This is a genomic window from Sphingomonas sp. GC_Shp_6, from assembly GCF_026540835.1.
Taxonomy (GTDB): Bacteria; Pseudomonadota; Alphaproteobacteria; order Sphingomonadales; family Sphingomonadaceae; genus Sphingomonas.
Genome location: NZ_JALNUO010000008.1, coordinates 62236 through 81462 on the forward strand (window position 1 = coordinate 62236; position 19227 = coordinate 81462).

At 69.2% G+C, this 19227-nt stretch carries 19 protein-coding genes; 6 read left to right on the forward strand and 13 right to left on the reverse strand.

Annotated elements, in window-relative coordinates; translation table 11 throughout:
* Positions 1-112: 112 nt before the first annotated feature.
* The gene (locus tag OXQ95_RS11060) at positions 113-520 is read right to left on the reverse strand and encodes a PaaI family thioesterase (RefSeq protein WP_267381596.1); all 408 of its coding nucleotides are present in this window, start codon (positions 518-520) and stop codon (positions 113-115) included.
* Entirely contained in the window at positions 517-933 is a 417-nt protein-coding gene (locus tag OXQ95_RS11065; protein WP_242098093.1) for a PaaI family thioesterase, read from the reverse strand. The genes OXQ95_RS11060 and OXQ95_RS11065 overlap by 4 nt, the downstream gene beginning before the upstream one ends.
* 82 nt (positions 934-1015) lie before the next feature.
* Between OXQ95_RS11065 and OXQ95_RS11070 the strand changes: the two genes are divergently transcribed.
* Genes OXQ95_RS11070 through OXQ95_RS11080 form a run of 3 tightly spaced genes read left to right on the forward strand, consistent with a single transcriptional unit; the run spans position 1016 to position 3470 of the window.
* Positions 1016-1798, forward strand: coding sequence for a crotonase/enoyl-CoA hydratase family protein (locus OXQ95_RS11070; protein ID WP_267381597.1), 783 nt, complete (start codon positions 1016-1018; stop codon positions 1796-1798).
* Between the two features lie 47 nt (positions 1799-1845).
* A complete protein-coding gene (locus OXQ95_RS11075; protein ID WP_267381598.1) occupies positions 1846-2832 on the forward strand; it encodes an alpha/beta fold hydrolase in 987 nt (328 codons plus the stop codon).
* Positions 2829-3470: a TIGR02281 family clan AA aspartic protease gene (locus OXQ95_RS11080; protein WP_242098090.1), complete on the forward strand. Its 642-nt coding sequence runs from the start codon at positions 2829-2831 to the stop codon at positions 3468-3470. Before OXQ95_RS11075 ends, OXQ95_RS11080 begins: the two co-directional genes overlap by 4 nt.
* 1 nt (position 3471) lies before the next feature.
* Here OXQ95_RS11080 and OXQ95_RS11085 read toward each other — a convergent pair whose 3' ends face one another.
* Complete coding sequence (locus OXQ95_RS11085) at positions 3472-3921, reverse strand: DUF2721 domain-containing protein (RefSeq protein ID WP_267381599.1); 450 nt, start codon at positions 3919-3921, stop codon at positions 3472-3474.
* Between the two features lie 106 nt (positions 3922-4027).
* Between OXQ95_RS11085 and OXQ95_RS11090 the strand changes: the two genes are divergently transcribed.
* A complete protein-coding gene (locus OXQ95_RS11090) occupies positions 4028-5224 on the forward strand; it encodes an acetyl-CoA C-acyltransferase (RefSeq protein ID WP_267381600.1) in 1197 nt (398 codons plus the stop codon).
* Between the two features lie 256 nt (positions 5225-5480).
* On the opposite strand, the gene OXQ95_RS11095 is transcribed toward OXQ95_RS11090, so the two are convergent.
* The 6 genes from OXQ95_RS11095 to OXQ95_RS11120 form a co-directional block, all read right to left on the reverse strand.
* The gene (locus OXQ95_RS11095; protein WP_267381601.1) at positions 5481-7865 is read right to left on the reverse strand and encodes an HAD family hydrolase; all 2385 of its coding nucleotides are present in this window, start codon (positions 7863-7865) and stop codon (positions 5481-5483) included.
* An 89-nt stretch (positions 7866-7954) separates the two neighbouring features.
* On the reverse strand, positions 7955-8176 hold the full coding sequence (locus tag OXQ95_RS11100) for a hypothetical protein (RefSeq protein WP_267381602.1): 222 nt from the start codon (positions 8174-8176) through the stop codon (positions 7955-7957).
* Positions 8177-8188: 12 nt separating this feature from the next.
* Positions 8189-9547: a dihydrolipoamide acetyltransferase family protein gene (locus OXQ95_RS11105; protein WP_267381603.1), complete on the reverse strand. Its 1359-nt coding sequence runs from the start codon at positions 9545-9547 to the stop codon at positions 8189-8191.
* Positions 9547-10554 (reverse strand): alpha-ketoacid dehydrogenase subunit beta, encoded by a 1008-nt coding sequence (locus tag OXQ95_RS11110; RefSeq protein WP_242098107.1) that lies wholly within the window; start codon positions 10552-10554, stop codon positions 9547-9549. The genes OXQ95_RS11105 and OXQ95_RS11110 overlap by 1 nt, the downstream gene beginning before the upstream one ends.
* Before the next feature lie 174 nt (positions 10555-10728).
* Positions 10729-12027: a 3-methyl-2-oxobutanoate dehydrogenase (2-methylpropanoyl-transferring) subunit alpha gene (locus tag OXQ95_RS11115; RefSeq protein ID WP_267381604.1), complete on the reverse strand. Its 1299-nt coding sequence runs from the start codon at positions 12025-12027 to the stop codon at positions 10729-10731.
* 101 nt (positions 12028-12128) lie between these two features.
* Positions 12129-13130 (reverse strand): fumarylacetoacetate hydrolase family protein, encoded by a 1002-nt coding sequence (locus tag OXQ95_RS11120; protein ID WP_267381605.1) that lies wholly within the window; start codon positions 13128-13130, stop codon positions 12129-12131.
* A gap of 311 nt (positions 13131-13441) precedes the next feature.
* Here OXQ95_RS11120 and OXQ95_RS11125 point away from each other — a divergent pair, with 311 nt between their 5' ends.
* The gene (locus OXQ95_RS11125) at positions 13442-14851 is read left to right on the forward strand and encodes a DEAD/DEAH box helicase (RefSeq protein ID WP_267381606.1); all 1410 of its coding nucleotides are present in this window, start codon (positions 13442-13444) and stop codon (positions 14849-14851) included.
* A gap of 43 nt (positions 14852-14894) precedes the next feature.
* On the opposite strand, the gene msrB is transcribed toward OXQ95_RS11125, so the two are convergent.
* The gene (gene msrB / locus OXQ95_RS11130; RefSeq protein ID WP_242098081.1) at positions 14895-15389 is read right to left on the reverse strand and encodes a peptide-methionine (R)-S-oxide reductase MsrB; all 495 of its coding nucleotides are present in this window, start codon (positions 15387-15389) and stop codon (positions 14895-14897) included.
* Positions 15390-15497: 108 nt separating this feature from the next.
* Between msrB and OXQ95_RS11135 the strand changes: the two genes are divergently transcribed.
* Positions 15498-15776, forward strand: coding sequence for a hypothetical protein (locus tag OXQ95_RS11135; protein ID WP_242098080.1), 279 nt, complete (start codon positions 15498-15500; stop codon positions 15774-15776).
* A gap of 9 nt (positions 15777-15785) precedes the next feature.
* On the opposite strand, the gene OXQ95_RS11140 is transcribed toward OXQ95_RS11135, so the two are convergent.
* Genes OXQ95_RS11140 through OXQ95_RS11150 form a run of 3 tightly spaced genes read right to left on the reverse strand, consistent with a single transcriptional unit; the run spans position 15786 to position 19211 of the window.
* Entirely contained in the window at positions 15786-17021 is a 1236-nt protein-coding gene (locus tag OXQ95_RS11140) for a cytochrome P450 (RefSeq protein ID WP_267381607.1), read from the reverse strand.
* A gap of 46 nt (positions 17022-17067) precedes the next feature.
* Positions 17068-18297, reverse strand: a complete 1230-nt coding sequence (locus OXQ95_RS11145; protein WP_242098078.1) for an ABC transporter permease — start codon at positions 18295-18297, stop codon at positions 17068-17070.
* Entirely contained in the window at positions 18294-19211 is a 918-nt protein-coding gene (locus tag OXQ95_RS11150; RefSeq protein ID WP_267381608.1) for an ATP-binding cassette domain-containing protein, read from the reverse strand. Before OXQ95_RS11150 ends, OXQ95_RS11145 begins: the two co-directional genes overlap by 4 nt.
* Positions 19212-19227 lie beyond the last annotated feature (16 nt).

Consider the following 19227-nt stretch of genomic DNA (forward strand, 5'->3'; position numbering starts at 1 on the left):
GCCTCGATCCGTTCGTCCTGAGCGTGTCGAAGGGCCTGTTCAGAATGCGAAGTCATGCCTGTTGAGAACGTGCTTCCACAAGCTCAGCACGAACGGTTTCAGAGATACGGGATCAACCCGACGTCACCCCGTTCTCGTCGCGCACGATCAGATAGTTCATCCGCGCCGCCGCGATCGGCTTTGCGCGATCGTCCTGCCACGCCACCGCCTCGACATTGGCGACGCGCGTGCCGAGCCGCGTGACGATGCCGATCGCGCGCGTCGGCTTGTCGCGGCCGCCGCGCATATAGTCGACGGTGACGTTCACGGGCTTGATCCGGCCCCCCCCTTCGCCCTCCAGCGCATGGGTGAGCGCGACGATCGCCGCCATCTCCAGCAGCCCGGCGATCGCGCCGCCGTGCAGGAAGCCTGGGCGGCCGAGCACGTCGTCGCCGAACGGCATCGCCAGCACGGCGGGGCCACCCGCCTGCGGCTCCGCGACGAGGCCGAGCAATTCGGCATAGGGGGGCAGCGCGGTCATGCGTCGAGCAGCATGAAGGTGCCGGCGACATGCGCCAGCGGATCGTCCGGATCTCCGTCATGCGCCTGACCGCGCACGAACGCGATCGAGCGGGTGAGGCGCAGGCACTCGCCGCGGCCGATCACCGTTCTGCCCGGCGTCGCGGGGCGGAGATAGTCGACGCGCAGGTCAAGCGTCGCCTGCGGGGTGAATCGGTCCCGCTTCACCCACACCGACAGGCTGGTGGCCATGTCCATCAGCGTGACGATCGCGCCCGATGCGATCACGCCGCGCGCCGGATCGCCCACCAGCCGTGCGTCATAGGGGAGCGACAGTTCGAGCCAGCCGGGCCCCTGCGCGTGATAGCCGATGCCGAGCACGCCGGCATGGCCGCTGAGGCGGCCGCTGAGAAAACGCTGGATGTCGAAGCCCATGCGCGCTTGCTCTACACGAGGCGCGCTGGGCCGCAAGATTTGCTATCCACCGCGCCGGGCAGGCCGCCGAGGAGAGAGACGCATGAACGACCGGGTCACCATCGCGCTGAAGGGCGGGGTCGCCGATGTCCGCCTCGCCCGCGCGGACAAGATGAACGCGCTCGACGGGGCGATGTTCGCCGGGATTGCCGACGCCATCGCCACGCTGACGGCGGCGCCCGCGGTGCGCTGCGTCGTTCTATCGGGCGAGGGGCGGGCGTTCTGCGCGGGGCTCGACATGGCGGCGATGGCGGGCGGCGGTTCGGGCCTGTCGCTCGACGACCGGATCTATGGCGACGCCAATCTGGTGCAGCAGGTCGCCTGGGGCTGGCGGACGCTGCCGATGCCGGTGATCGCCGCGGTGCACGGCGTGGCATTCGGCGGCGGCTTCCAGATCATGTCGGGCGCCGATATCCGGATCGCCGCGCCCGCGACGCGCTTCGCGATCCGCGAGCTTCACTGGGGGCTCGTGCCCGACATGGCGGGCTATGCATTGTGGCGGACGCTGGCGCGCGACGACGTGCTGCGCGAGCTGACCTATACCGCACGCGAATTCGCCGCGGACGAGGCGCTGGCGCATGGCTTCGTCACCCGGCTGGCGGACGATCCGCACGAGGCGGCGATGACGCTGGCCCGCAGCATCGCCACGAAGAACCCGCACGCGATCCGCGGCGCGAAATCGCTCTACAACCAGGCGGCGGACCTTGACGGCGCCGGGATGCTCCGCGCCGAAAGCGCGGTGCAGGGCGGCATCCTGCGCACCCCCAACCAGATCGAGGCGGTGCGTGCTAATATGGACAAGCGCGACCCGATCTTCACCGATTGACGCCCACCACGCGGCGCCCACAATCGGGCGGCGCGAGCGAAGGGGACATGGCGGTGATCGGATGGGCGATGACGATGGCGGCAGCGGCGACCCTGGGGGCCGGGGTTCCGGTGGAGGCGCCGGGGCCGAACGGTCCGCTCGCGGGCACGCTGCTGGGCGAGGGGGCGGGCAGGCCGGTGGTGCTGATCGTGCCGGGCTCGGGCCCGACCGACCGCGACGGCGACAATCCGATGGGCATTCGCGCGGCGCCCTATCGGCTGCTGGCCGAAGGGCTGGCGGCCGAGGGCGTGGCGAGCGTGCGGATCGACAAGCGCGGCATGTTCGGCAGCGCTGCCGCGATCCCCAATCCCAACGCGGTGACGATGGCGGATTACGCGCGCGACATCCACGCCTGGGCGCGCACCATCCGCGCGCGCACCGGCGTGCCGTGCGTGTGGGTGCTGGGGCATAGCGAAGGCGGGCTCGCCGCGCTGGTCGCGGCGCAGGACCCGGCCGATCTGTGCGGGCTGATCCTCGTCTCCACCGCGGGGCGGCCCCTGGGCCAGGTGCTGCGCGAACAGATCGCGGCGAACCCGGCGAACGCGCCGCTGCTGCCCGCGCTGGATGCGGCGCTGGAACTGGCGGCCGCGGGGCGGACGATCGATCCCGCCACCCTGCCGGCGCCGCTCGCCTCGCTGTTCCCGGCCAAGCTCGCCACCTATTGGCGCAGCGTGCTGTCCTATGATCCGGCCACGCTGATCGCCGGCTGGCGCGGCCCCGCGCTCATCCTGCAAGGCACGCGCGACATCCAGGTGTCGGTGGCCGATTCGGCGCGGCTCGCGGCGGCGAACCCGCGCGCGGCGTATCGGTTGGTGGCGGGCGCGAACCATGTGCTGAAGCCCGTCGGCAGCGACGATCGCGCCGCCAACATCGCCACCTATGGCGATCCCGCCTTGCCGCTTGCCCCCGGCTTCGTCGCGCCGATCGTGGCGCTGGTGAAGGGGGGATGCCGGTCAGCCCCCGTACAGCCCAGCGGGTATAAGGCGGGCGCATGACCGCGGTGCACGACCTGATCGCCCATATCCTCGCCAATCGCGCCACCTATGTACCGGTGCTGCTGATCGCCATCGCCTTCGTGGTAGCGCTGCGTCTGCCGGTGGTGGGATCGGTGCTGCGCTTCGGCATCACGGTCGCGCTGTTCGCGGTGCTGGTGATGGCGATCGGGCAGCACAGCCGGATCGATCCCTATCTCGGCCGCCTGACCCGCGCGCTGGGGATGGACACGCAGCAGGTGGTGGGCCGCGAGACGCGGATCCGGATCGCGCCCGACGGGCATTTCTGGGCCAAGGTGCGGATCAACGGCGTCGAGCGGCGGCTGCTGGTCGATAGCGGCGCGACGACGACCGCGCTGTCCGCGCGCACCGCGGCGGCGGCGGGGCTCACGCTGCGCGAGGGGCTGGTGCCCGTGGTGATCCGCACCGCCAACGGCGACGTGGGCGCGCAGAGCGCCGATGTCGCGACGCTCCGGCTGGGCGACGTCACCGCGCGCGATCTGGCGGTGGTCGTCTCGCCCGCGTTCGGCGATCTCGACGTGCTGGGGATGAACTTCCTGTCGCGGCTGAAATCCTGGCGCGTCGAGGACGGCACGCTGATCCTCGAGCCGCATCATCCGATCGCCGACGGCGGCGCGTAGATCAGGGCTGGGGCGCTTCCTGCGTATCGCCCTCGGGCTGCGCCTGTTCGCGCACCGATCGGCCCGACAGCACCGTTTCGAACGCGAAGGCCGCCAGCGCGATCACCGCAAAGCCCAGCGCGAAGCCGAAAAAGCCGAACAGCAGCCGCCCCGTGCTCGCGTTGCGCAGCGCGCCGAGGAACAGCGTGAACGCCGCGCAGCAGGTGAGCGCGCCTGCCAGCGCCGCCAGCAGCACCGCCACGTCGAGCGCCAGCGAACGCACCCGGAGCCGCGCGAGCTGGCGCGGGTGGCGGTCCGGATCGCCCGACAGGCGATCGACCTGGTCCGCGATCCGGCCGAGCCGCGTCGAGAACACGTTCAGCAACGAGGCGAGCCCCGTCAGCAGGAAGATCGGGGTTAGCGCGAGTTGCACGACATGCGCCGCGCCGCTGAGATTGGCGGTTTCGTTCATCGGCGTCCCCATGCGCGCAACCGACCCGCGATCACAATGGCGCTCTTTCCACAGCGTCGGCGAAGGCCTAGACGAAATCCATACCCGATCCTCGAAAGGCACCCCCATGCGCGAAGCCGCAATCGTCGCCACCGCCCGTACCCCCATCGGCAAGGCTTACCGCGGCGCGTTCAACGCGACCGAGGCGCCGGTGCTCGCCGGCCATGTCATGAATGCCGTGGTGGAGCGCGCCGGGATCGATCCCGCACGGATCGACGAGATCTTCTGGGGCGTGGGCAATCAATGGGGCACGCAAGGCGGCAATGCCGGGCGGATGGCGGTGTTCGCCGCCGGGATGCCGCAATCGGTGCCCGCCTTCACGCTCGATCGCAAATGCGGATCGGGGCTGACCGCGGTGGCGCTCGCCGCGCGCTCGATCATGTGCGACGAGTTGGACGTGGCGCTGGCCGGCGGCATGGAATCGATCAGCTTCACCGTGAACAAGGATGCGCCGCGCTACGTCAACCGGTCGGTCACCGCGCGCGAGCCCGCCGCTTATATCCCGATGATCGAGACGGCCGAGATCGTGGCCGAACGTTACGGCATCACCCGCGCCGCGCAGGACGAATATGGCGCGACGAGCCAGCAGCGCGCCGCCGCCGGCGTGGCGAACGGCGCCTTTGCCGAGGAGATCGTGCCGATCACCGTCGAAAAGGCGCTGTTCGACAAGGCCGGCACGCAGACCGGCACCGAGACCGTCACCGTCTCGCAGGACGAGGGCATCCGCGCCGGCACCACCGCCGAGGCGCTGGCGGGGCTGAAGACGGTGTGGCCCGGCGGCGAATTCACCGGCCCCGGCACCAGCGTGACGGCGGGCAATGCCAGCCAATTGTCCGACGGCGCGTCGGCGCAGATCGTGATGGACCGCGCCACGGCGGAGGCCGAGGGCAAGGACATCCTCGGCATCTATCGCGGCTTCCAGGCGGCGGGCTGCGGGCCCGAGGAGATGGGGATCGGCCCGGTCTTCGCGATCCCCAAGCTGCTCGCGCGCGCGGGGCTGTCGGTCGGCGATATCGGCTTGTGGGAGCTGAACGAGGCGTTCGCGTCGCAATGCCTCTATTGCCGCGACACGCTCGGCATCGATCCCGAACGCTACAACGTCAATGGCGGCGCGATCGCGGTCGGCCATCCGTTCGGCATGACCGGATCGCGGCTGGTGGGCCATGCGCTGATCGAGGGGCGCAAGCGGGGCGTGCGCTATGTCGTGGTGTCGATGTGTACGGCGGGCGGCATGGGCGCGGCGGGGCTGTTTGAAATCGTCTAGCGCGCGCCCTGGCGAAGCCGGCGCTCGCTAGACGATCGGCCGGCGCCGCTACAGCGGCGTCCGACGACACGGCTTTGCCGGGTCGGGCGTGAGGCCGCGGAAACGAGGCTAGTTCAGCCGGTCGCACTCTCGACCGTTCACCCTGAGCTAGTCGAAGGGCCTGTTCCGCACGCGAGGGCTCAACGGTGGAAAGCGTGCTTCGACAAGCTCAGCACGAACGGACTTGGACACCGGATCGAACGAACGTCCTTTCGCGCTAAGCCGCCCGCGCCACTTCGGCCGCCGCGCCGCGCCACTGGATCGGGCGGAACACCACGGTCAGCATCTGCGGCGTGGTGGAGGGCGGGGGCGGGGCCATCAGCAGGCCTTGCGGCGATGCGCGGTAGAGGCCGGGTGCCATCGCCTCCATCGCGTCGGTGACATGCGCGGCGGCGCGGGGCGTCGTGGTATCGTCGGCGGCCACCGGGCGATACAGCACCTCCTCGATCTGCAGCCATTCGCAGACATGGCCGAACTGGATGCCGGGCACGAACCGTCCCGCGCCGACCGGCACGTCGATCCGATAATAGCCGTCGATCGTCGGATAGGCGGGGCGCTCGACGATCCCCTCGCCGCCGTCGCCCAGCAGGATGACGGGGATAGTCACGCCGCCGGTGTCGAAATCGGTGGTGCGCAGGTCCATCGAGAATCGCGCGCTGGCGAACAGCGTGAGTGCGAGCGGCAGGCCCTTGGGCTGGATCTCGCCGGGCACGTACATGCCGTTGCCCTGGTTGAGATAGGGCAGCCCCAGACGCCGCAATCCGCGCTCGGCGCCTTGCGTATCGAATAGCGGCTTGCAGGCGTTCGTGCCCATGTTGGTGTCGAAGTTGAACGTGGCGAACAAGGCGGCCTCGTCGGCGCTCGGCAGGAAGAACAGCCGGGCCAGCGCCGCGGCGGCGGCCTGGACGCGCGCGTCCAGATCGTCGCTCGCCGCCGGCGCCTGGATGCCGGCGTCGCAGGTGCGGACATAATCGATGCACGCCGCCTGCACCGCGTCGCGCACCGCGCTATGTTCCGCCTTCATGTCGGGCTTCTCGCGGATCGGGGTGCCGTCGGCGGTGAAATCGACCGTCGATCCCTGCGCCACGTTGCACAATTGCTCGAGCAGCGCGACGCTGGAGGTGAGCGCGTGCAGCGTGCGCGCCTCATAGCGGCGCGTGTCGAGCATGCCGCGCTTGTCGAGGCCCGACATCTGCCCTTCGCGCAGGAACAGATAGCGGCCGGCGACGGTCAGCCCCAGCCGGTGCTGGAGCATTGGCGTCACCAGATTCTGGACGGTGCCGTTATAGCCGAGATCGACCAGCATCACGGCATCGCCGGGCGTCACCCCGGCCGCCGCCAGATGCGCGCACAGTTTGGTGGCGAACGTGTCAGTGCGCCGCAGGATCTTGCGCCGCATTTCGGGTTTGCCGATCAGCCGGACGAACGCGGCCTCCTGCGCCGCGCGGTTCGGGATCTTCGCGATCTTGCCCCAATCGTCGGGCGTGAGCATCATCTGGCGGGCCAGCGCCTGAACCGGCAACCGCGGCAGCCAGTCGCCCAGATAGCGTTCCAGGCTGTCCGGGTCGAACATGGCCGCGCGCCCGGCCACGAAGCGGCTGATCTCGACGCCCACGGCGCCCGCATCGGGGAACAGCGTCTCGAACGCTTGCAGCGGCAGATGCCCGTCGCGCATCATGAACAGCGGGCGCACCGGCCGGCCGAGCCGCGCCGTCATCGCATCGACTTCGGCCTTTACCCAAAGCGCGAAGCCGTGCATCGCCGGGCCTATTACGTCATGGCCCAGCCGATAGGCGGGTTCGTCGCATGCGCGCAGCGACACCGCGGCGCGGTGCGGCTGGAGCACCGGGCGGGTGACGCGCGCCGCGGGATCGATCATCGTCGCGGCGATCGCCTCGTGGCGCAGCCGGGTCTCGCTGGCGGCGTCGAACTGCAGCAGGTGGACCGCGTGCAGCCCGTGCGCGGCGGCGGCCTTCAGATCCGCGGCGGGATTGTCGCCGATGTGGAGGATCGTCGCCGGATCGGCGTCCAGCGCTTCAAGGACATGATCGAACAGCGTGTCGCATTTGCCCGAACCATGGTCGGCCGAGACGAAGACGTGCGCGATCAGCGCCAGCACGTCGTCGCCCGCGGCGCCCGCGATGTGGCGGCGGAGCTCGGCCTCGCTCAGATACATGTCGCTGACGATCACCACGCGCAGGCCGCGCGCATGCGCTTCGCGGATCAGCGCGACCATGGGCGCGAACGCGAAGGCGTGACGCGCTTCCTCGCCCAGTTCATGCGCCACCGCCGCCTCGATCCGCTCCGGGGCGGCATCGATGTGAAGATGGCGATAGACATCGGCCAGGCGGATCTCCACCGCCCCGCTGTTCCCGGTTCCGCCGCGCTGCGCCGCGATCTGCCGCGCCGATCCCTCCGACCACATCCGCGGTCCCATCGCGCCGCCCGGCAGATCGATGCCTGCGAACACGTCGACCGCCGCATGCGTCGCGCGCCAGATCAGCGTGTCGAAGCAATCGAGACTGATCGTCGTGACGCCCGCCGGCAGCGCGTCGAGCAAGTCGGCGATGTCGGTCGCGCGGATGGCGCGGGTGGTCGGCATACGGTCGTCTCCTCTGATCGGGGCGACCATCGCCGTAAATGGTTAGGAGACGATTAACCGCATTCCCCGGATAGCGCGTGGGGCAGGACTCAAGTGACCATTCCGGTGATGCGCACCTGACCACCGCGATCGACGATCTCGCCGTTCAGCATGCCGCTGACGAGGACGGTAGCGCCGGGCTCCACGATCAGAATCCCGTCGACGATGCCGGCAATTTCCGCACTGGCGCCGGCGGGGACAATCGCGGTGCCGCGGAGCATGCCGCCAAACCGCCCCTCGATCACCAGCGATCCGCTGTGCATGCCCTTCATTGCCGTCCCTCCTCAGTCCGCGAAGAGCAGAACGGGCGTTTCGAGGAAGCGTTTCAGCCCCTGCACGAAGCTCGCCGCGTCCCAGCCGTCGACCACGCGGTGGTCGCAGCTGATCGACAGGTTCATCAGCTTCGCGCGGCGGATCTCGTCGCCCCCTCGACCATTGGCGACAAAGACAGGGCGCTCGACGATCTTGTTCGGGCCGATGATCGCCACTTCGGGGCGGTTGATGACCGGGGTGGTCGCGATCCCGCCGAGCGGCCCCAGGCTGGTGACGGTGATCGTGCCGCCGCCCATCTCGCCCGGCGTCAGCCGGTTCGCGCGCGCGGCTTCGGCCAGGCGGGCGATCTCGGTGGCGAGCTGCCAGACGTTGCGATCCTGCGCGTCGCGGATGACGGGCACGGTGAGGCCGGCATCGGTCTGCGTCGCCATGCCCATATGCACCCGGCCGCCGCGCGTCACCACGCCCGCCTCGTCGTCGTAGCGCGCGTTGAGCATCGGAAAATCGGGCAGGGTGCGGCAGATCGCGACGATCATCAGCGGCAGCAGCGTGAGCTTCGGCCGGCCGCCCCGGTTTGCGTTCAGGTCCGTGCGCATCGCCTCCAGCGCGGTCACGTCGATCTCGTCGACATAGGTGAAATGCGGGATCGCGCGCTTCGACGCCGCCATGTTCTCGGCGATGCGGCGGCGCATGCCGATCACCTTGATCGCCTCGTCCGCCCGCGCGCGCGAGGCGCCCGGCGCATGATAGCCCTGGCCCGAGCCGTAGCGCAGATATGCGTCGAGATCGGCGTGGCGGACGCGGTCGCCCTCGGTCTTCACCGTGGCGAGGTCGATGCCCAGATCGCGCGCCCGGGCGCGCACCGCGGGGGAGGCGAGCGCGTGAGCGGCAGGCTTTTCGTTCCCCGGCGAAGGCCGGGGCCCAGTTGGTGCGTCGGGCGTGGTGGAGGGCTGCGCGTCGTCGCCGGCGCCTCCCACCTGGGCCCCGGCCTTCGCCGGGGAACCGGATGCGGCGGGGAGAGCCGTCTCCACCCCCTCCTCCACCCCCGGGTTCTCCGCTTCGTACTGCTCGGCCGTCTCGGCCTGTGCCGCGGTTTCGGGCGCGGCGACGACGGTGTCGCCGGCGGCCGCCTCGGTCTCGATCACCACCAGCGCGGCGCCGATCGACACCTGGTCGCCGACGTCACCCGCCAGTTCGACCACCGTGCCGGAAACGGGCGATTCCATCTCGACGGTCGCCTTGTCGGTCATCATGTCGGCGACCGGCTGGTCCTCCTCGATCCGGTCGCCCACCTTGACGTGCCAGGCGACGATCTCGGCTTCCGAAATGCCTTCGCCGATATCGGGCAGCTTGAACGTGAAACGCGCCATCATGCGTCCTTCATGATTTTCTTGAGGGCTTCGCCGATGCGGACCGGCCCCGGGAAATAGGCCCATTCGAGGCTGTGCGGATAGGGCGTGTCGAAGCCCGTCACGCGCTCGATCGGCGCCTCCAGATGATAGAAGCAGCGTTCCTGCACCAGCGCGGACAGCTCCGCGCCATAGCCGCCGGTGCGCGTCGCCTCGTGCACGATCATGCAGCGCCCGGTCTTCTTCACCGACGCCTCGATCGTGGCGATGTCGAGCGGAACCAGCGTGCGCAGGTCGACGATCTCGGCATCGATCCCCGCTTCCGCGACCACCGCCTGACAGACATGCACCATCGTGCCGTATGCCAGGATCGTCAGCGCCTCGCCCGGCCGCACGATGTTGGCGGTGCCGAGGTCGATCCGGTAATAGCCCTCGGGCACCTCGCCCGCCGGATGTTTGGACCAGTTCTGCGTCGGGCGGTCCCAATGGCCGTCGAACGGGCCGTTGTAGATCCGCTTGGGCTCGAAAAAGAGGACGGGGTCGTTGTCCTCGATCGCCGCGATCAACAGGCCCTTGGCATCATAGGGGGTGGACGGGATCACCGTCTTGATGCCCGATACGTGGGTGAAGATGCCCTCGGGGCTCTGCGAATGCGTCTGCCCGCCGAAGATGCCGCCGCCGAAGGGCGAGCGCACCGTGATCGGCGCGGTGAATTCCCCTGCCGAGCGATAGCGCAGCCGCGCCGCCTCGCTGACGAGCTGGTCGAGCGCGGGATAGATGTAATCGGCGAACTGGATCTCGGGCACCGGGCGCAGGCCATAGGCGCCCATGCCGACCGCCACGCCGATGATGCCGCATTCGGTGATCGGCGTGTCGAACACGCGCGTCTTGCCGAACTTCGCCTGCAGCCCAGCGGTCGCGCGGAATACGCCGCCGAAATAGCCGACATCCTCGCCCATCACGATCACCGCTGCATCGCGCGCCATCACGACGTCGAGCGCGGAGTTGATCGCCTGGATCATGTTCATACGCGTGGTGGGGGCGTTGTCGGTCATGGTCTCACTCATTGCCCCTCTCCCCTTGTGGGAGAGGGAGGGGCCCGCTCGATGCAACCGAGTGGGAGGGCGAGGGGGACGCTGCTTGGACACACGCCCCCTCATCCGGCGCTGCGCGCCACCTTCTCCCACGAGGGGAGAAGCGTTTCACTTCCGGTCCCATGGCCGGCCGCTCGCGGTTTCCTCGTCGATCATTTGCTGCTGCTGCTCGCGCAGATGCCAAGGCATCTCCTCGAACACGCCGTCGAACAGCGTGTCGAGCGGCTGGTGCAGGCCGTGGCCGAGAATACCGTTCGCCTCGGCCTCCTTCTGCGCGGCCTTCACGAAATCGGCGAGCTCGCGGTCCTGCGCGGCGTGCCGCTCCTCGTCCCATTCGCCGATCGCGATCAGATGTTCTTTCAGCCGCTTGACCGGATCGCCCAGCGGCCAGGCATTGGGCTCGCCTTCGGAGCGATACTGGCCCGGATCGTCCGACGTCGAATGGCCCTCGGCGCGATAGGTGAAATGCTCGATCAGCGTCGGCCCGGCATTGGTCCGCGCGCGCTCGGCCGCCCAGAGCGTCGCGGCATAGACCGCCAGCGCATCATTGCCGTCCACGCGCAGCCCGGCGATCCCGTATCCCACGCCGCGCGCCGCGAACGTCGTCGCCTCGGCACCCGCGAACCCCGAAAAGCTGGAGATCGCCCATTGGTTGTTCACCACGTTCATGATGACAGGCGCGCGGTATACCGCAGCGAAGGTGCAGGCGGAGTGGAAATCGCCCTCCGCGGTCGAGCCCTCGCCGCACCAGGTCGCCGCGATCCGGGTGTCGCCCTTCGCGGCACTCGCCATCGCCCAGCCCACCGCCTGCGGATATTGGGTGGTGAGATTGCCCGAGATCGAGAAGAACCCGGCGTCCTTCGCCGAATACATGATCGGCAATTGCTTGCCCTGCAGCCGGTCGGCGGTGTTCGAATAGATCTGGTTCATCATGTCGACCAGGCTCCAGTCGCGCGCGATCAGCAGCCCCTGCTGGCGATAGGAGGGGAAGCACATGTCGTCGCGGTCGAGTGCATAGGCGGCGGCGATCGACACCGCCTCCTCGCCCGTGGCCTTCATGTAGAAACTCGTCTTGCCCTGGCGCTGGGCGCGGAACATGCGCTCGTCGAACGCCCGCAGCAGCGCCATGCTGCGCAACATGCGGCGCAGCATGTCGGGCGAGAGCTTCGGATTCCAGGGCCCCACCGCTTGGCCGTCCTCGTCGAGCACACGGATCAGCGTATAGGCCAGATCGCGGAATTCGCCGGCGTCGGCGGCGGTGTCGGGGCGGCGCGCCTCGCCCGCCGGCGGCACTTCAACCGCGGCGAAATCGACCGCGTCGCCCGGCCGGAACTTCGGCTCGGGCACGTGCAGCGAAAGCGGCTGCAAATTGGCACGCGGGCTGTCGCTGGCCACTCGTCTCTCCATCTCGCGGACCCTGGTGGAACGCTCGGGTCCGCTTTCGGACCCTTGTTATAAAATTTCAAGAGCCGTGGCGAGGGGGGAAGCGGGGCCAACCGGTATGGGCGCTATTCCACCACCTGTTCGATCGCGCCGAAGATCGAGTGGTGTCGGTCGTCCTCCGCCCAGATCCGCACCGTGTCGCCGCGTTTGAGGAACGGGGTCTCGGGCTTGCCGCCGCGGATCGTCTCGATCGTGCGCACTTCGGCGAGGCAGGAATAGCCGACGCCGCCATGCGCGATCGGGCGCCCAGGCCCACCATCCGCATCGCGGTTCGACACGGTGCCCGAGCCGACGATCGTGCCCGCGCCCAGCCGCCGCGTGCGCGCGGCATGCGCGACGAGCGTGCCGAAATCGAACGTCATGTCCTCGCCCGCTTCGGCCCGGCCGAACGGCTGGCCGTTCAGGTCGACCATCAGCTTGCGGTGGAGCTTGCCGTCGCGCCACCAGCCGCCGAGCGAATCGGGGGCGACGAACACCGGCGAGAAGGCGCTCGCGGGTTTGGACTGGAAGAAGCCGAAGCCCTTGGCCAGCTCGCCGGGGATCAGGTTGCGCAGGCTCACGTCGTTGGTGAGCCCCACGAGCCGGATCGCGGCCAGCGCCGCGTCGCGCGTCGCGCCCTGCGCCACATCGCCGGTGACGACCACCACCTCGGCCTCCAGATCGCATCCCCAGGCCTCGTCGGCGAGCGGGATCGGGTCGCGCGGCCCCAGAAACCCGTCCGATCCGCCCTGGTACATCAGCGGATCGTGCCAGAAGGTCTCGGGCATCTCGGCGCCGCGCGCCTGCCGCACGAGCGCCACATGGTTCACATAGGCCGAGCCGTCCGCCCATTGGTAGGCGCGGGGCAGGGGCGCGGCGGCGGCATGTTCGTGAAAGCGCCGCATCGGGATCGCCTCGTGCGCCAGATCGGTCGCCAGATTTTCGAGCAGCGGCGCCACCCGGTCCCAATCGTCGAGCGCGGCCTGCAGCGTGGGCACGATATGGCCCGCATCGGCGCACCAGGCGAGATCGTTGGAGACGACGACGAGCGCGCCGTCGCGCCCCTGCTTCAGGCTTGCCAGTTTCACGCGCGCTCTCCTTCAGGCTTTTGCGCGACCTTAATCGCTGCGGGCGATAGCGGGAAGCGTCTTCGGCGCTCCTCCTCTCGTTCCCCGGCCCTCGCCGGGGAACAGCGATCTTGACTTTCCCCGCATCGCAACATAACTGCCGCCGCAATCGAGGCGTCTAGCAGCGTGATCGGGCGACGGGAGCAACTCCCGCACCCAGCTCCGCCACGATCGTTGAATCAACGGGCTTCCCATTTCACGCGGGGCGTCATTTTCCCCCGCCCTCCGCGTGTCGTTGACGCGCGTTCGGCATCAGTGTCGAAAGTCTTTCCATGTCCTTTTCCGATCTCGGCCTTGCCGAGCCGCTCGTCCGCGCGCTCGAAGCCAAGGGCTATACCACCCCCACTCCGATCCAGGCGCAGTCGATCCCGATCTGCCTCGAAGGCGGCGATCTGCTCGGCATCGCGCAGACCGGCACCGGCAAGACGGCGGCGTTCGTGCTGCCCTCGATCCAGCGGCTGACCGAAAGCCCCAAGCGCGTGCTGCCGACGCATTGCCGCATGCTCGTTCTCGCCCCCACGCGCGAACTCGCCAGCCAGATCGCCGACAGCGCGCGTGGCTATGGCCAGTTCAGCAAAATGTCGGTGACGACCGTGTTCGGCGGCACCAGCATCAACAAGAACCGCCAGGACATGAGCCGCGGCGTCGACATCCTCGTCGCCACGCCCGGCCGCCTGATCGATCTGGTCGAGCAGGGCTTCGTCAACCTGTCGATGATCGAGATCCTGGTGCTCGACGAGGCCGATCAGATGATGGACCTGGGCTTCATCCATGCGCTGCGCAAGATCGTCCGCATGATCCCCAAGAAGCGCCAGACATTGTTCTTCTCGGCGACGATGCCGAACGCGATCCGTGAGCTGGCGGGCCAGTTCCTGATCGATCCCAAGACGGTGTCGGTGAAGCCCGCCTCCACCACCGCGGAGCGCGTCGACCAGTATGTCACCTTCTGCAACCAGGCCGAGAAGCAGGCGCTGCTGACGATCACGCTCGCGGATCCGAGCATCGACCGCGCGCTGGTGTTCACCCGCACCAAGCATGGCGCGGACCGCGTCGTGAAGCTGTTGGGGGGCAACGGCATCGCCGCCAACGCGATCCACGGCAACAAGAGCCAGGGCCAGCGCGAGCGGGCCTTGGGCGAGTTCAAGTCGGGCAAGGTGACGATCCTGGTCGCGACGGACATCGCGGCACGCGGCATCGACGTCTCGGGCGTCAGCCACGTCATCAATTTCGAGCTGCCCAACGTGGCCGAGCAATATGTCCACCGTATCGGCCGCACCGCGCGCGCCGGGGCGAGCGGCATCGCGGTCGCGTTCTGCGCCGATGACGAGAAGCCGTACCTGCGCGATATCGAGCGGCTGACCCGGCAGAAGATCACCGTCCAAACGCTGCCGGAGGATTTCAATCAGCAGGCCGCGCAGATCAAGGCGACGCGCACCAAGGCGATCGGCGACGATCCGGCCCCGCGCGTCGATCGCCAGCGCCAGCCCCCACGCCCGCGCGCAACGCATTCGCCGAGCGCGACCGGCACGACGGGAGGCCGCAACTATGCCGGCGCCAGCCGTGGCGGCGGTCAGGGCGGTGGGCGTCCGGCCGGCCAGGGTGGTCGCGGCGGCGGCGGTGGTGGCGGCCGTGGTCGCGGCGGTCCGGGTCGTGGCACGGGCGGCTCCACCGCCCCACGCTGATCGGGACGACGCATCCCCGCCCGGTGCGGGGATGCGAACCGTTTCAGGCGGCGCCCGGCCGGAAGGTCAGCGCCACGCCGTTCATGCAATAGCGTTTGCCGGTGGGCTTGGGCCCATCGTCGAACACATGGCCGAGATGCCCGCCGCACCGGCTGCAATGCACTTCGGTGCGGCTCATCCCCAGCGACGAATCGTCGCGCGTGCGCACCGCGTTCGGCAGCGGCGCCCAGAAGCTCGGCCAGCCGGTGCCGCTCTCGAACTTGGTCTTCGAGGAAAAGGCCGGCAGCGCGCAGCCCCCGCACGCGAAGATCCCTGCGCGATGCTCGCCGTTCAGCGGCGACGAAAAGGGCCGCTCGGTGCCCTCGTGGCGTAGCGTGTCGTAGGCGGCGGGCGACAGGCGCTTGCGCCACTCCGCATCGCTGTGCGTCACCGCGAAGCTCTCGGCGCGCGCCGGGCTGCCGGTGCACCCGAACAGCACGAACGCGGCGGTGCCCGTTCCCGCGAGCGTGAGGAATTGGCGGCGGTCGTGATCGGTCATCGGGCTCTCCATACGTCGGCATATAGGTACGCCGCGACGCGCCGGAAGATGCCGGTGGAACCCGATGCGGCGACGCGCGCTTGAGGGGGGTATCACCGGAGCGTCCCCATGAGTTTCCAGCAGCTTGAACCGCCGATCCCCGTCCATGTGCTCGACAAGGGCGCGGGGTTCGCGATAGCGGTGATCGATTACGGGCAGGAGCACAACCTGATCTGGGTGACCGCGATCAACGACACCGGGGAAATCTGGTGCGCGCCGAACCCGCGTGTGCGGATGCAGGCCAATTGGACAATGGGCCGCGTGAAGCCGCCCGCGGTCGCGCGCAGCGGTGGCGATTGTTCGGGCGCCGACGAGCCGATGCGTGCGGAGATCGTCAAGCCGAACTGAGTCTGCCGCTCAATAGCGGCCGATCTCTACCGGCAGTGCGCGATAGCCGTGCACGAAGCAGGCAGCGACGCGCGTCGGCTCGCCCACTACGTTCACGCGCAACCGCCGCTTCGCCATTTCCTCCAGCAGGATGCCGATCTGCATTTCGGCCAGGCGCGCGCCGACGCAACGGTGGATGCCGTGGCCGAACGCCAGGTGCCGGCGCGCGTTGGGTCGGTCGACCCGGATCGCGTCGGCATCGTCGCCGAACACCGTCTCGTCGCGGTTGGCGGAGATATACCAGAGTGCCAGCTTGTCGCCCTCGCGGATCGTCTGCCCCATCAGCTCGGTGTCGCGCGTGGCGGTGCGCCGCATATGCGCGAGCGGCGTCTGCCAGCGGACGATCTCTTGCACCGTGTTAGGGATGAGCCCCGGATCCGCCTCCAGCTTCGCGCGCGCATCGGGAAAGCGATCGAGGCCGTAAGCCAGTGCCGACATCGAATTGCGCGTCGTGTCGTTGCCGCCGACGATCAGCAGGATCAGGTTTCCGAGGAATTCGTGATGATCCATATGGCTCATCGCATCCGAATGGATCATCATCGAGATCAGGTCGGGGGTGGGGGCCTGCCCGACCTTGGCGTCCCACAATTGCTGGAAATAGGCGCCGCAGGCGAACATGTGCTCCAACCGCTGGCGGCGCAGCTCGGGCGTCTTGATGAGTTCGATGTCGCCCGCCCAATCCGACCACAAGGTGAGCTTCGCGCGGTCCTCCCAGGGAAAGTCGAACAGGATGGCGAGCATCTGCGTCGTCAGCTCGACCGACACCGTCGCCACCCAGTCGAACGTCTCGCCCTGGGGCAGCGCATCGAGGATCTCGGCGGTGCGCGCGCGGATGTCGGCGGCCATCCGCGCCATCTCGGACGGCGTGAAGGCGGGCGCGACGGTGCGCCGCTGCTGGGTGTGGACGGGCCGGTCGCGCGCGATGAACATCGGCATGCGCACGTCGCTGTCGGGCAGGAAATCGGCGAGCGTGATCCCGCCGGCTTCCGACGAATAGAGATCGGGGAGCGATTCGACCTCGACGATCCCCTTGTAGCTGGAGATCGACCAATAAGGTCCGTAATCGCTGTCGGCGACGTGGTGCACCGGCGCCTCGGCGCGCAGCCGGGCGAAGGGCGCCTGCCATAAGTCGTCGCGGTAGAGTTCGGCCCGGCTTACGTCGAGCGGATCGATCCCGGCCTGCACGTCGGTCGCCAAAGTCGCCATCGTCCGCTCTCCTCGGGACGAGGATGGGCGACAACTGACATCCCTGTCAATTGGCCTTGGCGCGCCGCCACCGTGGCCGCGCGCTGCCCGATTGCAGCACGCCGCGGCGAAACATCCGCGCGCCGATCGCGATGAAGATCGCCACCCACAGCGCCTGCCACGCGATTGCGGCGGCATGCGGCCACAGCCCCGGCGCGTTGGCGGCATGGCCCGCCATGGCGAAGGGGGAGGAGAGCGGGAACGTCTCGGCCAGCGTCGCCACCCAGCTTCCCGGTGCGTGCACCGCAGCCGACGCCAGCGCAAACATCGCCACCTGCAGGATGGTGATCGGCAGCGACAGCATCTGGATCTCGCGCGGCGTGGTCGCCTGCGCACCCACCGCGAGGAACACCGAGCCGAGCAGCAGATACGCCATCGTGAAATAGACGATGAACAAGCCGGTGAAGACGGGCGTGCCCACCGCGGGGCGCAGTTCGCCAAGCGCGCCATGGATCGACGGCGGCATCAGCATGCCGATCTGCCCGACGACCGTCGCCCAGAAGGCGACGAACAGCACCGCCACGCCGAACATGCCGAGCAGCTTGCCCAGGAACACCGATTCGAGCGGCACCGCGGCGGCCAGGATCTCGATCACCTTGTTGTTGCGCTCCTCCGCCATCGTGCCGACCACCTGCCCCGCCAGGAACAGCGTCAGGAAGAAGATGCCGAAGACCGCGAAGAACGCCGATTGGTGCCGCCCGCCGCGCGTGGGGGCCGCGCGGACGACGGGGATGCGCACCGGCGTCACCACGGGCAGCGCGCCGCCCAGCCGCTGCGCCGCCAGCGTCGCCTGCGCGAGCGTCACCAGATATTCGGCCGCGCGATCCCCGCGTGCGCCATAGAGGATGTGCGGGCGATCGAGCGGCCCGTACAGCACCGCCGCCGCATCGTAATCGCGCGCGCGGAACGCCGCATGCGCTTGCGCCGCCGCATTGGCGGCGGGCGCGAGGGTGGTGAGGCCCGGCGGCTGCTCGTCGGGGCGGAACACGCCGCGCAGCCGCGTGTCGACCTCGGCGATCGGGCGCGCGAGCGGCACGGGCACGATCGCCACGATCCGGCTGCGCTCGGGCCCGCCGTCCGCCACGCTCGCCGCGCCCAGGCCGCCGATCGCGCCGAACGATCCCATGATGACGGGCGCGAAGAGGAAGAGGAGGAAGATCGGCGTGAAGACGGTGGCGATGAAATCTCGCCGCGCGATCGTCAGCGTCTGGCGCAGGGTGCGCGACACGCGGCTCATCGCACCGTCTCCACCGCCTGGTCACCGACGATGCGGACGAACGCCTCGTGCAACCCCGGCCGTTCGATCGACAGGCCGGCGATGCCGTGACCCGCATCGATCAGCCGGACGAGCAGCGGCTCGATCCCGTCCGCCGGCAGCTCGAAGCGCCACGCCTCGCCTTCGGCCACCGCATCACGCGGCAGATCGGCAGCGACCGCCGCGTCGGTGCGGCTGGGGCGATACAGCACGCGTTGCGGCAGCAGCCCGCGCGCATCGTCCACCGTCCCCTCGAACCGCCGCCGGCCGCCGGCGATGATCGCCAGCCGGTCGCACAGCCGCTCGGCATGCGCCATCACATGCGTCGAGAACAGCACGGTCGCGCCCCGATCGCGCTCGGCGAGGATCAGCGCCTCCAGCCGCTCCTGGTTGACCGGGTCGAGCCCCGAAAAGGGCTCGTCGAGCACCAGCAGATCGGGTTGGTGCACCACCGAGCCGAGCAGCTGGACGAGCTGCGCCATGCCCTTGGACAATTTGCGGATCTTGCTGTCGACCGCATGGCCCAGGCCTGCCGCCTCCATCAGCACCGCGGCGCGGGCGCGCCCCGTCTTGCGATCGAGCCCGCGCAGCGCGCCCATGAACGCGATCGCGTCGCGCGCCTTCATCTGCGGATACAGGCCGCGCTCCTCGGGCAGATAGCCGACCCGGTCGCTGGCATCCCTGGGCGAGGCGTGGCCGAGCAGCTCGCGCGCGCCCTCATCCGGTTCGAGGATGCCGAGCAGGGTGCGCAGGCTGGTCGTCTTGCCAGCACCATTGGGGCCGAGCACGCCGTAGATCGCACCGTAAGGCACCGCCAGGTCGAGCCCGTCGACCACCCGCCGGTCGCCGAACCGCTTCACCAGCCCCGTGGCACTCACCGCCAACCCGTTCGCCACGTGCCAATTCCCCCGA

Coding starts and splice junctions, on each gene's coding strand:
- OXQ95_RS11085 (WP_267381599.1), bottom strand. CDS start 3,921: ATGAACGAAACCGCCAATCTCAGCGGCGCGGCGCATGTCGTGCAACTC.
- OXQ95_RS11135 (WP_242098080.1), top strand. CDS start 15,498: ATGAGTTTCCAGCAGCTTGAACCGCCGATCCCCGTCCATGTGCTCGAC.
- OXQ95_RS11105 (WP_267381603.1), bottom strand. CDS start 9,547: ATGGCGCGTTTCACGTTCAAGCTGCCCGATATCGGCGAAGGCATTTCG.
- msrB (WP_242098081.1), bottom strand. CDS start 15,389: ATGACCGATCACGACCGCCGCCAATTCCTCACGCTCGCGGGAACGGGC.
- OXQ95_RS11075 (WP_267381598.1), top strand. CDS start 1,846: ATGGCGGTGATCGGATGGGCGATGACGATGGCGGCAGCGGCGACCCTG.
- OXQ95_RS11065 (WP_242098093.1), bottom strand. CDS start 933: ATGGGCTTCGACATCCAGCGTTTTCTCAGCGGCCGCCTCAGCGGCCAT.
- OXQ95_RS11060 (WP_267381596.1), bottom strand. CDS start 520: ATGACCGCGCTGCCCCCCTATGCCGAATTGCTCGGCCTCGTCGCGGAG.
- OXQ95_RS11100 (WP_267381602.1), bottom strand. CDS start 8,176: ATGAAGGGCATGCACAGCGGATCGCTGGTGATCGAGGGGCGGTTTGGC.
- OXQ95_RS11070 (WP_267381597.1), top strand. CDS start 1,016: ATGAACGACCGGGTCACCATCGCGCTGAAGGGCGGGGTCGCCGATGTC.
- OXQ95_RS11125 (WP_267381606.1), top strand. CDS start 13,442: ATGTCCTTTTCCGATCTCGGCCTTGCCGAGCCGCTCGTCCGCGCGCTC.
- OXQ95_RS11110 (WP_242098107.1), bottom strand. CDS start 10,554: ATGAACATGATCCAGGCGATCAACTCCGCGCTCGACGTCGTGATGGCG.
- OXQ95_RS11145 (WP_242098078.1), bottom strand. CDS start 18,297: ATGAGCCGCGTGTCGCGCACCCTGCGCCAGACGCTGACGATCGCGCGG.
- OXQ95_RS11080 (WP_242098090.1), top strand. CDS start 2,829: ATGACCGCGGTGCACGACCTGATCGCCCATATCCTCGCCAATCGCGCC.
- OXQ95_RS11095 (WP_267381601.1), bottom strand. CDS start 7,865: ATGCCGACCACCCGCGCCATCCGCGCGACCGACATCGCCGACTTGCTC.
- OXQ95_RS11090 (WP_267381600.1), top strand. CDS start 4,028: ATGCGCGAAGCCGCAATCGTCGCCACCGCCCGTACCCCCATCGGCAAG.
- OXQ95_RS11140 (WP_267381607.1), bottom strand. CDS start 17,021: ATGGCGACTTTGGCGACCGACGTGCAGGCCGGGATCGATCCGCTCGAC.
- OXQ95_RS11115 (WP_267381604.1), bottom strand. CDS start 12,027: ATGGAGAGACGAGTGGCCAGCGACAGCCCGCGTGCCAATTTGCAGCCG.